Here is a 13,439-nt window from a genome sequence, read left to right on the forward strand (position 1 = left end):
TACAATGGAAACGGGAAGTGGACATGAAACACATTTGTGCATACCGTTAAGGCCAGTTATGTCAATGGTTTTGAGAGATATACCCAAGTTAATGGATGAGCCAACCAGCAATCTGGACAGCTTAAACGAAGCGGTGATCTTAAAATCCCTGCGGGAAGAGAGGGCGGGCAAAACCGTGGTGCTGGTCTCTCACCGGCAGTCCACCATGCGAATTGCCGATACCGTCTATTCGGTGGAACACGGGAGGATGAGCTGATGAAAAGTACAGCCGATAAGCGGGAACGGGAAAAGCGGATGGTGTCAGAGATGATTGCCCTGTACTGCCGAAAAAAACATCACACCAAAGGCGGCCTTTGCCCCGAATGCGCAGAGCTTGAAGCCTATGCCAGGATGAGAAGCGATAAGTGCCCGTTTATGGAGACCAAAACCTTTTGCTCCAACTGCAAGGTGCATTGCTACAAACCGGTTATGCGGGAGAAAATCCGGGAAGTCATGCGGTTTTCTGGACCGAGGATGTTGTTTTCCCATCCGGTGATGGTTATTTCCCATGTAATAGAATCGAAAAAAGAGAAAAAACGACTGGAGGAATCAAGGTGAAAATCAAGAAGATTTTATATGTAATTTTAGGTTGTATTGGATTAGCTCTCGGAGCCGTGGGGGCCATACTACCGCTTCTTCCGGCCTTTCCGTTTTTGCTTTTGGCGGCGTTTTGCTTTGCCAAAAGCTCTGAAAAACTGCACCGTTGGTTTACGGGAACAAAGCTGTATAAAAACAATCTGGAAAGCTATGTAAAAGGACAGGGCATGACGTGGAAGACCAAAATCCGGATTATGATTACCGTGACGGTTCTAATGTCGATCGGCTTTATTATGATGCATGCTGTTCCGGTGGGAAGGATCGTTCTGGCTTGTGTTTGGGTATTCCATATCCTTTACTTTGTTTTCCGGGTAAAGACCATTAAACAAACCAATGGTAATCGCTAACATATGAAATGACTTATCCTGAAGGAGGTTAAGAAAGGAAAGCAAAATAAAACTCCTCCAATTAGGGGAGTTTTACCGTGTTTCATTTAGAGATATCGGGTATATATAATTTATGTACAGTAAGCGCTTTTGTCTACGGACAATTGCGCTTTTTTTATTTTCCATCGAGTAAGTTCTGGCTGATAACCCATAGCGGTCGGTCGCCGCCCCCGACAATCTGAATTTTCAATAAATTTCAGATTGATCGGAGGAAATAACTATGGCATACAACAAAGCCAAAGCGGAAAAAGAATGGCTCTGCTGGAAAGAAGCAGAAGAAAAGAAACTCAGAGAACTCGGCGTAGATGAGGAAATCATCCAGCGCCTGCATACATACGATTGGGCTCAGTTTAATAAGGAACGCCAATACCTACAGCGACAGGTGGATTGGTCTCCCTATGCAGATTGGGTTTCAGCACAGGATCTGGAACTACCCGTTGAGGATACCGAATCCTTGCTGGATAGTATCGAGGACATGGAACTTTTTTCTTTGTTACATACTGTGGACAAGCTTACCCTCGAAATTCTCTTTATGAAAATGGATGGATACAGCAGCAAAGAAATAGCGTCTGCTTTTGGAATGGATGAGTACGCTGTAAATATGCGAATTTACCGCCTACGAAAAAAATAAAAAAATATTTATGACCTGCGTTATATTCTGCCTCTTTTCATGGGCTATTGGGCGAACGGGGAAAAAGAAACGTTCACCTTGTAGCTTGAAAAGAGAATACCAGCCATGCGGGTACATTCCCGTCTGAGTGAGCGACGCACAAAAAAGCGCCATGACGAGCTGCACATAAGCCGCCTCCCATTTATTCGTGGGACGGTGGTTTGTGTTGTTGGTTTTGAACGATGCATTTTGACCGGAAAGAGGGAGTAGTTTCCCTTTTCGCCACGACCTTGGGCGGGGTATTATGATACGCATTATCGTTTGCCCACACGTCAGATGGGTTGGCCGACCTTGGGTTGTAATCAGCAAGACCTTTGGGGAACCGGTGAACGGTTTGTAAACTGCAAGCCTGCCCGTATGGTTCCCAAGGTTGCCGGGGGGCGAGCAGCGAATACGGCACATCAAAATCAAACCTTTTAATTTTTTCAGATTGCCGTTGACGGCGAATCCGTGCGGCGCAGTTTAAAAGCTGCGCCGCATTAGTTTGCCGCCAACACATACGAGCAAACTGCTCAAAGAAGAATGTGCCGAAATGAATAAGCCTACTTTGAAAGAGCAGGCCCACGGAGAGATTGAAAAGATTTTCAGAATTCTTTTGCCTCAAAATGGTTTGGCGGTTCGGGAAGAACAAATCACCCTCTGTCACGCCATGCTGGATACCCTGCTCAAAAACAATATCGCTCTGTGCGACGCAGGCGTTGGGATCGGTAAAACCTATGCTTACCTGACCGCCTGCATTTTACTGAAAAAGTTCGCCCCGCACGGACCTGCAGGTTCTCAGCCGGTGGTGATTTCTACCTCCAGCGTTGCTTTACAGGACGCTATCATCGGAGAATACATTCCCTTTTTATCCCGGATTTTTCTGGAGAATCGTGTTATCTCCAAACCCATCCGAGCCATCGTGCGAAAAGGAAAAGAGCGTTTTGTCTGCGACGTCCGGCTTTCTCAAAGGTTGGAAGCGGTCAAAGATAAGAATAAGAATACGGAACAGCTCAAAGCATTGCTTTCTCTTCGTACTTATTATGATTTGGACTCCGTAACCGGCCTCAGTGGATTTGACCGGCGGCAGGTATGCGTCCCAAAAGTTTGCGAGAAAACTTGTCCTTTGCGAAGCGCCTGCCGGTATCATCAATACCTGAAGGAAGCCAGAAGTGCGGAGATTTTCGTCCAGATCTGCAATCACAATTACTTGCTGGCAGACGCCGCACACCGTTTGCAGGAACTTCGTCCTCTTCTGAATGACTATCGGGCTTTGGTAATCGATGAAGCTCACAAACTGCCGGACGCAGCTCGGCAAATGTATGGGCGAAGCCTTTCAGCAGAGGATTTCAGTGAGCTCTGCACTCTGCTGGCAAAAGAAAAATATGCCCTCGCAGCCCAGCGGCTGAAAGAAAAGTTTACTGCCCTTATGGGAGCCATGTGCCGGGGCGAACTGCTGGAAGAAGCGCAGCGTACCGCATTCGTATTAACACCGGATCGGGAAGCTGCCCTTCGGGATTGTCTCTCCTTTCTTCGGCAGCTCCAAAAACAGCTTGCGCCTCACCTCCCACGGTGGATACTTTACCGGCTGGGAACAACAGAGCAAACTCTCAACCTGTTTTTTACCGGCGACCGTAAATACATTCTTTATATTCAGTATGACAGGGACGGAAGTCCCAGCCTGTGCGCCGCCAGCCGGGAAATGCCGGAACAGCTGCGCCACGCACTCTGGTCGAAGGAAACGCCAGCGATTCTCACATCGGGAACACTTATGGCCGGGGGCAGTTTTGACAGAACCCGCCAGCTCATGGGTTTGTCCGCAAACAAGCGGCTGGATGATTTTATTGCGGTTCTCCCTTTGATTATCAAGAAAACTGCCTTCTCTACATTCCCGATGATATGCCAAAGGCGCAAATGGGCAGTGAAAAAGAAGCCAAGTGTCTGGCAGAGCAGATCTGCCGCTTAGTGAAAGCCACTCATGGCCACACTCTGGTGCTTTTTACTTCCTACTCCCTGATGGGCGCTGTCTATACGGATACTATCTGGATGAGAAAGGGATACTCATTGTACAACAGGAAGAAGCTAAAATTGTTCAAAAAATATTCGGCGACTTCCTCTCCGGAATGGGAATACAGGAAATCGCTGCAGAACTGCAAAAAGAACAAATTCCAAAGTTAAATGGAGAACCCGTTTGGAGTTATACAGGTATTCTCTATATCCTTACAAACGAACGATACATAGGAGATGAACTGTTTCAAAAACGATACACAACAGATACTCTGCCTTTTCAAAAAAAGATAAATCGTGGACAGAAAAAGCAGTATTACGCCGAAGATACCCATGCTCCAATTATCAGCAGAGAGGTATTCCGAAAAGCACAAGAATTATTAAAGCGGAAATCAGAGCGACATGGACATCAAAATAATGGGCAGTATCCTTTTACAAGTTTAATCGTCTGTGATGAGTGCGGGACAAATTTCTGTAGACGAATTGCGAAAAACCAACGTGTTTTGTGGACCTGTCGCAAGCATTTTAAAGGGAAACATCTGTGCAGCATGGAGAGCCTAAATGAAACTGAAATACAACGGTGTTTCCTTACTTTATATAAAAAGCTGGCTGAAAATCGTCAAGAAATCCTTGGAAGCTATCTCCGCCAGCTTGAAGAACTAAAAGATAAGGATTTTATGGCCCATCCTGATGCCATGGAATTAAATAGACAGATTGCTGGATTATTAGAGCAGAATCACACTCTACACCGCTTGCGGGCAAAAGAGTGCATTGATTCTGCTTTTTTTATAGCTCAATCCAATGAATTAGGCCAAAAGATATCCAATTTAAAAGCCGAACTTAAACAATATCGTAATTTAAACGAGTATGCGGATTTTATTGATAACACCCGCCTGATTTTAACGATATTAGACTTCCCGATGCCGGCTTTTAGCGCATCAGTGTTCCGAAATATAGTGAGCCGTATTACGGTGACACATGAAACATTGAGATTTCAGCTTGTCAATGGATTGGAGTTGGAAGAAGAAAGGATAAGCGGAGGTTAATCATGAAGAAAAAAAGATACTTGCCTTTTGGATATCAGATGAATGAAGGAAATATTATACCGGACATACTGGAATCTTCTGCTGTGCAGTCAATTTTTGAAAATTATCGAAACGGCGCATCGCTGCAGACGCTTGCCAAACAAATGTAGCAATCTGGTTTAAAGTACCGAGAAAATGCGGTTTGGAATAAGGCGATGATCGCCAGAATATTAGACTGCAAAAAATATATTTCAGAAGAATTTCCTGCAATATTACCCTATGATTTATTTCTACTGGTTCAAAAACTAAGAAAAGACAGAGCTCAAATTTATGGTGGAAGTCTGAATCCAGCCTTGCGAGGAATACGAGATCTCATCTGCTGCCAGACCTGCGGACAGAAGCTTGTCCGAATCAATCATCGGAATAATGTATATATCATCTGGAAATGCCCTTCCTGCAATACGGAAACAAGGTATTTGCCCGACAGAGAGCTGATGTCAAGTGTTTTATCCGCAATCAATAGGGCAATTGAAGATCCACAGAAAGTTATGAATTTTAAAAAGAATGCCAATTGCCTGTCAGTTCAAGCCGTTAGGTTAGAAAACGAGATTTATCGAGAACTTGGTAATCCCAAGTCCAATTCAAAAAGATTATTGGAAATCATCAAACAATGCGCACAGGAAAAATACAAAGCCTGTTATGCCAATGGTGATTCAGAAGAAACGGAATGTTTGATAGCAGAACTGAAAAAACTGCAGCCGATGGAACACTTTCAATCTCAAATACTACGGAAATTTATTTGTAAAATTTTGATAACACCAGCAGGTGCTGTTACAATACAACTCAAAAATGGGGCAATTATTTAAGTAATGAAAGACCAACTATAAAAAGTCAATAGGAAAAATAAAAAAATAACGAATAAGGGATGAAAAAATATGCAAGACAAAAAGACCTGAACAAAAAGTCCAAGTCGATGGATAAGTGGGTATAAAAAGATTATTTAAATTGAGGGACGTAAGCGGTATTGTATTTCAAAACAGCAAAAATGGTGTTACAAAGCTTTCTGGCAACAGCACCAACAGCAGTAAGATGATGCTTGCCCTCGGATCGCTTTTTTTGATAAAAAGCCGAGAAAACCGGATCATGAAAGGCTGCAATCAAGGCAGCCTGAAACAGAGCTTTGCGCAAATAGGGAGAGCCACGCTTACTCATTTTGTTATTGGTGGATTGGTATTCACCGGATTGGCTGACAGAAGCGTCTATACCTGCATAAGCAGCAAGCTTGGAAGCGTTTGAAAAGCGAGAGATATCACCGATCTCTCCTAAAATAACAGCGGCGTTAATATTGCCTACACCCGGTACAGTCATAATAGGAGAATTAATTTTATCAAGGATAACTTTGATTTCTGCTTCCACATCACATACCTGAGCGTCAATAAATTTAATCTGCTCAATTAAAAGCCGAAGCTGTAAAGAGAAGCTATCCTGACAGAACTTCAGTCCGAAAGAACTTGCTGCGAGCTCTGAAATCTGAGTGATTTTGTTTTTGGCAAAACCCTTAAAAGAGACCTTTTTGAGCACGTTTTCAAGCTGTTCAGAAGAGATGTTTTCAAAATCATCCGCAGTCTGAAAGTGCGAAAGAAGTTCTTTAGAGGTTTCGCCGAAAACATCTGAAAAAGCAGTGTGATATTCTGGGAACACCTGGTCAAGAACACAGATTACCTTGCGCTTCAAGTCTGAAATGGACGAAACAAGATAAGTGCGAAAGCGTGACAGATTACGCAGTGACATTGTGTCTTCATCTGACAGTGAGGTTTCAACAAAATCACCGTAGCGTATCAAATCAGCAATGAGAACAGAATCGATGAAATCTGTTTTACGCTTTCTGATTTCAGTCCCTTTTCGCCAGCCGTCAGTTTGAATAGGATTAACGACATGAACAACAAATCCATTTTCAACAAGAAATGAGTAAATCGAAAGCCAATAATGACCGGTAGCCTCCATTCCTATTTCAACTTCTGATTGATTATTGATATGTACTGATAATTTTTCAATCAGGCTGTTTGCGCCTTCGGTTGTGTTTGAAAACGAGAATGCTTTGAATAATGGTTTTGCCGTTTCATCAATAAGAGAAGCAACATGAGTATTTTTGCCGATATCAATTCCGAGATAAAGCATAACATTCACCTAAATAAACAGATTTTAGATAGTTCCTCTTATCTGATAAACGTTACTGCCTTGTTCTATATTCGAAGTACGGCAATCAGCCGTCAACATCCAACTTATTCGTAATCTGTTTATCAGAAAGAGGTGTCAGTCTTTCCAGTACGGAGTAGCTTTTGGCTCCCCAAGGAGAATACGACATCCTCTATCTAATAACTACAATTATACAACATTATGTTGAATAATTATACAGTTGATTTTGGGAGATAGGCTCCCTTATCAACCTAAATTTATTATACAAGGAGAAACCATAATGACACAGAAAAAGACTAAAGTGATTAGGGAAATTCCCGAAAATCCCTTTATTCAAGGACAGGCCAAAAGGAAAAAGCTACGAGTAGCCGCCTACTGCCGAGTTAGTACAGAGCAGGAAGAACAAGAGAGTAGCTTTGATAATCAGGTTGCCTATTACACAGATCTTATTCAGAGCAATCCGGAATGGGAATTTGCCGGAATTTTTGCGGATCGTGGAATCAGCGGCACTAAAGATACCATTCGTCCAGAGTTTATGAAAATGATCGAGCATTGCCAATGACATAAAATTGACTTAATATTCACTAAATCACTTAGCCGGTTTTCTCGAAACACGTTGGATTCTATCAAATACATACGGCTGCTGAAAAGCTTGAATGTAACCATAGAATTTGAAAAAGAAGGACTCAATACAAGTGATGTCAGCAGCGAAATTTATTTGACATGGTTTAGCGCCTTCGCTCAAGCAGAGAGCGAGTCCATTAGTCAAAATGTTACCATGGGAAAACGCAGGCAGTATAAGGAAGGCCATTTTGCCTTCAGGTACAAAAACTTTTTAGGCTATCGACCGGGAGAAAATGGAGAGCCTGAAATTGATCCTGAACAAGCTGCCATTGTTTCACGGATTTTTTTCGCATTTCTCAGTGGAGATACCCCGGAACAAATTGCAAAATCTCTGGAAGCTGACCACATCCCATCGCCAACAGGAAAGCCAACATGGTCAAAAACTACCATTCGAAATATGCTGCAAAATGAAAAATACGCTGGAGATGTGCTGCTGCAAAAAACCTATACTGCAGATTTCCTCGAAAAGAAGGTGAAGAAAAACAGAGGTGAGGTCAAACAGTATTACATTACTGACAATCATCCAGCTATTATCCCAAGAGATATTTTTCAGGAAGTCCAGTTAGAGATTGCAAGGCGCAGTAGCAAAAGAAAGGTTTCTTGCCGAAGGACAAAGTCTGGTCGAGGAAAATATACCAGCAAATACGCACTATCGGAAAGAACCGTTTGTGGGGAATGTGGTGCTATGTATCGCAGAACCATGTGGATCAAACGGGACGGAACGAAGGAAGATGTATGGCGATGCGTAAACCGTCTTGAATTTGGAACTAAGTATTGCAAACATTCCCAAGTTTAAAGGAACCCATTTTACACCAAGCAATTCTGAACTGCATTCAGTCCGTATTTCATAATAAAGAAGAAATAGCAGAAGCAGTTCGTGAAGCACAGAAATAATCATTTTATTTGAAGATGCCAAAAATAATCCAGAAGTGATCCGTCAAAGAATTCAGGACATTGATCACGGGATGGCGAATCTTTTAACTTTGGCAGCCCAAAGTTCCCAAACAGAACTATTTGAAAAAAAGTTCAATGAGATGACTGAGGAAAAGGCTCGGTTGGCAGAGCAGCTAAAACAAGCCGAAGAAAATGCAACAACCGATGCAAAGCGTCAAAAGCAACTTGATGATATTCTAAAGGCAATTGACATCGATATCGTTGAGTTAACAGAATTTGATGACACGTTTATCAGAAGAATTGTAGAACAAGTAACTATCCTTTCAAAAGACAAGATAGAAGTCCGGTTCATAGGAGGATTTTCAAAAGTTGGTGATATTCCGACAAAATAATTGTCGACAGAAAAAAGCCGATCATTACTTCATCATTATTGATTGAATAATGGTCGGCATTTTTGTGTTTGCAAACATTCCATGGGGTTGAAAAAACTCCTTTATTCTATTATAATAATCAACATCAAGAAAAACGCTTCGGTGGTTCGAAAAAGGGTATCAGATTTTCAAAAAAATTTTTTGAAACACACCGGAAACCGCATGGTTACTGGGTGCCAGTAATTTCGGTCACCAAAGACAAAAAACCTGAATGTGAAAACATTCAGGTTTTTTACGTTTTATAAGCTGTATGAAATAGTATGTGTTTCTATCTTGCAATAACGGAAAATTACAAATGAAATCTTAATTAAGAATATACTTTAACAATTGAATTTCAGAAAATAAAAATGCACCGGATATTTTCCGATGCATTTTTTATATCAGTCCAGCTCAAAAGCGCCTGTATAGAGCTGGTAGTAAGTTCCATGCTTTTTAATAAGGCTGTCGTGGTCGCCACGCTCGATAATTCTTCCGTGGTCGAGAACCATTATGACGTCTGAATTTTGAATTGTGGAGAGTCTATGGGCGATTACAAAGGTTGTTCTGCCTTTCATAAGCTTATCCATGCCGCTCTGTACCAGCTTTTCTGTTCTGGTGTCGATTGATGAGGTTGCTTCGTCAAGAATCATTGCAGGCGGGTCTGCAACCGCAGCTCTGGCTATTGCCAAAAGCTGTCGCTGTCCTTGGCTCAGTCCTGCTCCGGCACCGGTAAGCATTGTCTGGTAACCGTCGGGGAGACGTCTGATAAAGTCGTCTGCATTGGCAAGCTTTGCGGCTGCTATACATTCTTCGTCGGTGGCGTCAAGACGTCCGTATCTTATATTGTCCATTACCGTGCCTGTGAACAGATATGTGTCCTGCAAAACTATTCCAAGGCTTCTGCGCAGGTCTGCTTTTTTGATTTTGTTTATGTTTATTCCGTCGTATCTTATCTTGCCGTCTGCTATGTCGTAGAAACGGTTTATAAGGTTGGTTATTGTGGTCTTTCCGGCGCCTGTGGAACCTACAAAGGCGATTTTTTGACCTGGTTCTGCGTAAACCGATACGTCATGGAGAACCGTCTTTCCCTCTTCATATCCGAAATCCACATGATTGAGCCTTATGTCGCCGGTAAGCTTTGTATATGTGGTTGTGCCGTCGTGGTGCGGGTGCTTCCATGCGTAAACCCCTGTGCGCTTATCTGTTTCCTTTATTACGCCGTTTTCCTCAGTGGCATTTACAAGTGTAACATAGCCTTCGTCGGTTTCCGGCTCTTCGTCTATAAGCTTAAAGATACGTTTAGCACCTGCAAGGGCCATTGCAACCATGCTCAACTGCTGGGAAATCTGCTGAATAGGCATGGAAAAGGATTTTGAAAGGGTCAGGAATGCAACCACAATACCTGCGGTTATTCCGCCTATATTGTTTATTGCGAGAAATCCGCCCAAAACTGCAAGGAGAACATATTGTATATTTCCTATCTGGCTCAGTGTTGGCATAAGGATGTTGGCGTATTTGTTCGCCTTTCTGGCTTCATAGTAAAGCTGGTCGTTTTTCTTAACAAACCCGGCTTTTGCCTGTGGTTCGTGACAGAATACCTTTACAACCTTCTGTCCGCCCAGCATCTCTTCAATATATCCGTTTATATCGCCGAGAGCTGTCTGCTGGCGGGTAAAGTACATTGTACTTTTTCCTGCAATAAATCTGGTTATGATAATGAGACAGACCGTTATAACAACTACCAGCAGGGAAAGAATGGGACTGTAGTAGAGCATTATGGCGAAAGACGCCAATACTGTTATTGTACAGGAAAAAAGCTGGGGGAGAGCCTGAGATATAAACTGGCGGAGAGTATCTGTGTTGTTGGTGTAATGGCTCATTATGTCGCCGTGGGTGTTTGTGTCAAAATATTTTATCGGCAGTGACTGCATGTGGTTGAACATATCGTCACGGATTGATTTTAAGCATCCCTGAGAAACATTAACCATAAGCTGGTTGTATATAAGGGTGCAGATTACGCCGATGAGATACACAGAACCCATTGTAATGAGAACTTTAATAAGCCCAGTGAATACCGGATTATCCTCCAAAAGCAGCGGCTCTATATACTCGTCAACAAGCACCTGAATAAACATTGAACCGCTGACGTTTGCCGCAGTTGATATAAGCACGCAGATGATTGAAAGAATGAAAATTCCTTTTGCGTGTCCGGCAATATATTTCATAAGTCTTTTTATGGTTGCTCCGTCGTAATTTTTCATTTATCTTCTCCTCCTTTTTGCTGGGATTGGAAAACTTCCTGATAAATTTTATTTGTTTTAAGTAAAGTTTTGTGAGTGCCGATTTCGTCTATATGGTCGCCGTCCATGACTATTATCATGTCTGCGTCCTCTACTGAGGATATACGCTGGGCGATTATTATTTTTGTGGTGTCGGGGATTTCCTCACGGAAAGCTTTACGGATAAGTGCGTCTGTTTTTTGTATCCACAGCGGAGGTGGAGTCGTCCAAAATGAGGATTTTAGGCTTTTTCAGCAAAGCTCTGGCTATACAGATACGCTGTTTCTGTCCACCGGATACGTTTGTGCCGCCCTGTTCTATGTATGTGTCATAGCCGTCAGGAAATGCGGTTATAAATTCATCTGCCTGAGCCTGTTTGCAGGCGTGAATAAGGGGTTCATCATCGGCGTTTTCGTTGCCCCGGCGGAGGTTTTCTTTAATTGTTCCTGAGAAAAGCACGTTCTTTTGAAGAACCATCGCCACGTTGTTTCTCAATGTGTCAAGATTGTAGTTTTTGACATCTATTCCGCCCACCTTTACACAGCCTGTTGTGGCGTCGTAAAGTCTTGGAATAAGTGATACAAGGCTTGATTTACCGGAACCGGTGCTTCCTATTATGCCCACTGTTTTACCTGAGGGGATGTTGAGGTTTATGTTTTTAAGGCACAGTGAATCTGTGCTGTTGAAGTAACTGAAATTTACATTTTCAAACTTTATGGAACCGTCTTTTACTTCCTTGACCGGATTTTCCGGATTGGTAAGACTGCTATTTTCGTCAAGGACTTCTACTATACGTTCACCTGAGCTTCTGGCTATGGTTATCATTACAAGTATCATTGAAAGCATCATAAGGGAAGTGAGTATCTGCATTGCATAGGTGATAAGGCTTGTAAGTTCACCGGTGGTGAGCTCTGTAGAGCCGGAAAGCACTATAAGTCTTGCGCCAAGCCAGAATATAAGTATCATGCACAGGTAGATTACAAACTGCATAAGCGGTGCGTTCATTGCCATGTATCGTTCAGCTTTGCAGAATTTTTTGTAAAGGTTTGTGGAAACCTTTTGAAATTTGTTTTTTCGTGTTCCTCACGGACAAAGGATTTTACAACTCTTATACCGCTGAGGTTTTCCTGTACCACTCCGTTCAGGTCGTCGTAAATATGGAAAACTTCTTCAAATATTGGGTGAGATTTAAGTGCAAGCCATGCAAGTCCTCCGCCCAGAACCGGAACAATAATAAGGAATATTGTAGCCAAGGTGGGGTTTATGGTGTATGACATGATGAGGGAGAAGATGAGCATCAAAGGCGCTCTTATGGCTATTCGGAGTATCATCTGATAGGCGTTTTGTACGTTTGTAACGTCGGTTGTCAGTCTTGTTACAAGACCGGCTGTGGAAAATTTATCGATGTTTGCAAAGGAAAATCCCTGGATATGAAAATACAGGTCTTTTCTGAGGTTTTTGGCAAAGCCTGCCGAAGCGTCTGCCGACAGTCCTCCGGCAACAAAGCTAAAAATCAAACCTATAATTACACAGAGAACCATGTATAATCCAAGCTTTAAAAGGGTGTTCATATTGCCGCCGTAAATTCCCTGGTCGATAATGCTTGCCATGAGAAAGGGAACCACAATCTCCATAACAACTTCGAGTCCGGCAAATACCATTGTAAAAATAGATGCACGCTTGTATTCACGTACGCCTTTTAATAGTTTCTTTACCATATTTTAGTCTCCTTTCAATTAGTAATATGTTACCTATTTTTCCAAAATAAAACCAATAACCAAAATTGAGTTTTAGCTATTGGTTTTTAATTGACCTATGCTTCAAAATTGATATTCTTGATTATGTGCTTTGTAATCCTCACATATGTATCAATTTCTTCCTGAGACAGTCCCTGGCATAATTCAGCCAAAAGCTGTTCGTCCATTATGTCTATCATTTTGTGTATGTCGGTTGTTTTGTCAGTACATGAAATTTTTTTGTATCGTTTATCTCTGGGACTTGGTGTGCAGATTATAAAGCCTTTGCTTTCAAGTCTTTGAATAATTCCGGTCATAGCAGGGTGGGTGATTTTCTCCACCTTTTCCAAATCACGCTGGTTTATCTCTTCCACGCCTTTGGATTCTAAATGGCTTATTTCTCCTAAAACCCTGAATTGCACCGGCGTTAATTCCATGTCCTGAATTTTTTTATCGACTTTTTTCTTAAAGGCTCTGTCGATAATTGCGAACATCAAACCCAGCGGCATTTTTTCGTCCATGTACTCAACTCCTTGCTTAATAAGTAACCTGTTACCTAATAATTATTATAACAGGGATTTTCTCAATGTCAATAGT

14 protein-coding genes and 3 pseudogenes are annotated in these 13,439 nt (G+C 42.3%); 11 read left to right on the plus strand and 6 right to left on the minus strand.

The annotated features are described in order from the left end of the window. Nucleotides 1–70: 70 nt before the first annotated feature. The 8 genes and pseudogenes from CGICJO_RS07385 to CGICJO_RS07420 form a co-directional block, all read left to right on the plus strand. Nucleotides 71–256, plus strand: a pseudogene (locus CGICJO_RS07385) (ABC transporter ATP-binding protein); the annotation flags it as partial. Then, complete coding sequence (locus CGICJO_RS07390; RefSeq protein ID WP_486498396.1) at nucleotides 256–597, plus strand: nitrous oxide-stimulated promoter family protein; 342 nt, start codon at nucleotides 256–258, stop codon at nucleotides 595–597. The pseudogene CGICJO_RS07385 and the gene CGICJO_RS07390, both read left to right, overlap by 1 nt. Beyond that, nucleotides 594–983: a YbaN family protein gene (locus CGICJO_RS07395; RefSeq protein ID WP_412378472.1), complete on the plus strand. Its 390-nt coding sequence runs from the start codon at nucleotides 594–596 to the stop codon at nucleotides 981–983. The genes CGICJO_RS07390 and CGICJO_RS07395 overlap by 4 nt, the downstream gene beginning before the upstream one ends. Nucleotides 984–1,242: 259 nt before the next feature. Continuing rightward, nucleotides 1,243–1,653: a sigma factor-like helix-turn-helix DNA-binding protein gene (locus CGICJO_RS07400; protein ID WP_486498397.1), complete on the plus strand. Its 411-nt coding sequence runs from the start codon at nucleotides 1,243–1,245 to the stop codon at nucleotides 1,651–1,653. Nucleotides 1,654–2,224: 571 nt separating this feature from the next. Continuing rightward, a complete protein-coding gene (locus CGICJO_RS07405; RefSeq protein WP_486498398.1) occupies nucleotides 2,225–3,637 on the plus strand; it encodes an ATP-dependent DNA helicase in 1,413 nt (470 codons plus the stop codon). Then, the gene (locus CGICJO_RS07410) at nucleotides 3,609–4,724 is read left to right on the plus strand and encodes a recombinase family protein (protein ID WP_486498399.1); all 1,116 of its coding nucleotides are present in this window, start codon (nucleotides 3,609–3,611) and stop codon (nucleotides 4,722–4,724) included. Before CGICJO_RS07405 ends, CGICJO_RS07410 begins: the two co-directional genes overlap by 29 nt. A 2-nt stretch (nucleotides 4,725–4,726) precedes the next feature. After that, a complete protein-coding gene (locus tag CGICJO_RS07415; RefSeq protein ID WP_486498400.1) occupies nucleotides 4,727–4,873 on the plus strand; it encodes a hypothetical protein in 147 nt (48 codons plus the stop codon). Between the two features lie 45 nt (nucleotides 4,874–4,918). Continuing rightward, nucleotides 4,919–5,569, plus strand: coding sequence for a hypothetical protein (locus CGICJO_RS07420; RefSeq protein ID WP_486498401.1), 651 nt, complete (start codon nucleotides 4,919–4,921; stop codon nucleotides 5,567–5,569). Nucleotides 5,570–5,699: 130 nt separating this feature from the next. Here the strand turns inward: CGICJO_RS07420 and CGICJO_RS07425 are convergent, their stop codons facing one another. Further along, the gene (locus CGICJO_RS07425) at nucleotides 5,700–6,881 is read right to left on the minus strand and encodes an IS110 family RNA-guided transposase (protein ID WP_087376648.1); all 1,182 of its coding nucleotides are present in this window, start codon (nucleotides 6,879–6,881) and stop codon (nucleotides 5,700–5,702) included. Between the two features lie 298 nt (nucleotides 6,882–7,179). On the opposite strand from CGICJO_RS07425, the pseudogene CGICJO_RS07430 reads away from it, so the two are divergent. From CGICJO_RS07430 to CGICJO_RS07440, 3 genes and pseudogenes are all read left to right on the plus strand, one after another. Then, nucleotides 7,180–7,647 (plus strand): annotated as a pseudogene (locus CGICJO_RS07430) (recombinase family protein); the annotation flags it as partial. A gap of 30 nt (nucleotides 7,648–7,677) precedes the next feature. Then, a complete protein-coding gene (locus tag CGICJO_RS07435) occupies nucleotides 7,678–8,319 on the plus strand; it encodes a recombinase family protein (protein WP_486500010.1) in 642 nt (213 codons plus the stop codon). 169 nt (nucleotides 8,320–8,488) lie between these two features. Continuing rightward, a complete protein-coding gene (locus CGICJO_RS07440; protein WP_486498402.1) occupies nucleotides 8,489–8,809 on the plus strand; it encodes a hypothetical protein in 321 nt (106 codons plus the stop codon). A 419-nt stretch (nucleotides 8,810–9,228) separates the two neighbouring features. On the opposite strand, the gene CGICJO_RS07445 is transcribed toward CGICJO_RS07440, so the two are convergent. From CGICJO_RS07445 to CGICJO_RS07465, 5 genes and pseudogenes are all read right to left on the minus strand, one after another. Next, a complete protein-coding gene (locus tag CGICJO_RS07445) occupies nucleotides 9,229–11,088 on the minus strand; it encodes an ABC transporter ATP-binding protein (protein WP_486498403.1) in 1,860 nt (619 codons plus the stop codon). Next, nucleotides 11,085–11,207, minus strand: a complete 123-nt coding sequence (locus CGICJO_RS07450) for a hypothetical protein (protein ID WP_486498404.1) — start codon at nucleotides 11,205–11,207, stop codon at nucleotides 11,085–11,087. The genes CGICJO_RS07445 and CGICJO_RS07450 overlap by 4 nt, the downstream gene beginning before the upstream one ends. A 76-nt stretch (nucleotides 11,208–11,283) precedes the next feature. Then, the gene (locus CGICJO_RS07455; protein WP_486500011.1) at nucleotides 11,284–11,976 is read right to left on the minus strand and encodes an ABC transporter ATP-binding protein; all 693 of its coding nucleotides are present in this window, start codon (nucleotides 11,974–11,976) and stop codon (nucleotides 11,284–11,286) included. A gap of 42 nt (nucleotides 11,977–12,018) precedes the next feature. Beyond that, nucleotides 12,019–12,824: pseudogene (locus tag CGICJO_RS07460) on the minus strand (ABC transporter permease); the annotation flags it as partial. Between the two features lie 95 nt (nucleotides 12,825–12,919). Next, nucleotides 12,920–13,363, minus strand: coding sequence for a MarR family winged helix-turn-helix transcriptional regulator (locus tag CGICJO_RS07465; RefSeq protein WP_486498405.1), 444 nt, complete (start codon nucleotides 13,361–13,363; stop codon nucleotides 12,920–12,922). Nucleotides 13,364–13,439: the final 76 nt, after the last annotated feature.

This window comes from Candidatus Limousia pullorum, assembly GCF_057405065.1.

Coding starts and splice junctions, on each gene's coding strand:
- CGICJO_RS07390 (WP_486498396.1), top strand. CDS start 256: ATGAAAAGTACAGCCGATAAGCGGGAACGGGAAAAGCGGATGGTGTCA.
- CGICJO_RS07400 (WP_486498397.1), top strand. CDS start 1,243: ATGGCATACAACAAAGCCAAAGCGGAAAAAGAATGGCTCTGCTGGAAA.
- CGICJO_RS07405 (WP_486498398.1), top strand. CDS start 2,225: ATGAATAAGCCTACTTTGAAAGAGCAGGCCCACGGAGAGATTGAAAAG.
- CGICJO_RS07415 (WP_486498400.1), top strand. CDS start 4,727: ATGAAGAAAAAAAGATACTTGCCTTTTGGATATCAGATGAATGAAGGA.
- CGICJO_RS07420 (WP_486498401.1), top strand. CDS start 4,919: ATGATCGCCAGAATATTAGACTGCAAAAAATATATTTCAGAAGAATTT.
- CGICJO_RS07425 (WP_087376648.1), bottom strand. CDS start 6,881: ATGCTTTATCTCGGAATTGATATCGGCAAAAATACTCATGTTGCTTCT.
- CGICJO_RS07435 (WP_486500010.1), top strand. CDS start 7,678: ATGGGAAAACGCAGGCAGTATAAGGAAGGCCATTTTGCCTTCAGGTAC.
- CGICJO_RS07440 (WP_486498402.1), top strand. CDS start 8,489: ATGGCGAATCTTTTAACTTTGGCAGCCCAAAGTTCCCAAACAGAACTA.
- CGICJO_RS07445 (WP_486498403.1), bottom strand. CDS start 11,088: ATGAAAAATTACGACGGAGCAACCATAAAAAGACTTATGAAATATATT.
- CGICJO_RS07450 (WP_486498404.1), bottom strand. CDS start 11,207: ATGATAATAGTCATGGACGGCGACCATATAGACGAAATCGGCACTCAC.
- CGICJO_RS07455 (WP_486500011.1), bottom strand. CDS start 11,976: ATGCAGATACTCACTTCCCTTATGATGCTTTCAATGATACTTGTAATG.
- CGICJO_RS07465 (WP_486498405.1), bottom strand. CDS start 13,363: ATGGACGAAAAAATGCCGCTGGGTTTGATGTTCGCAATTATCGACAGA.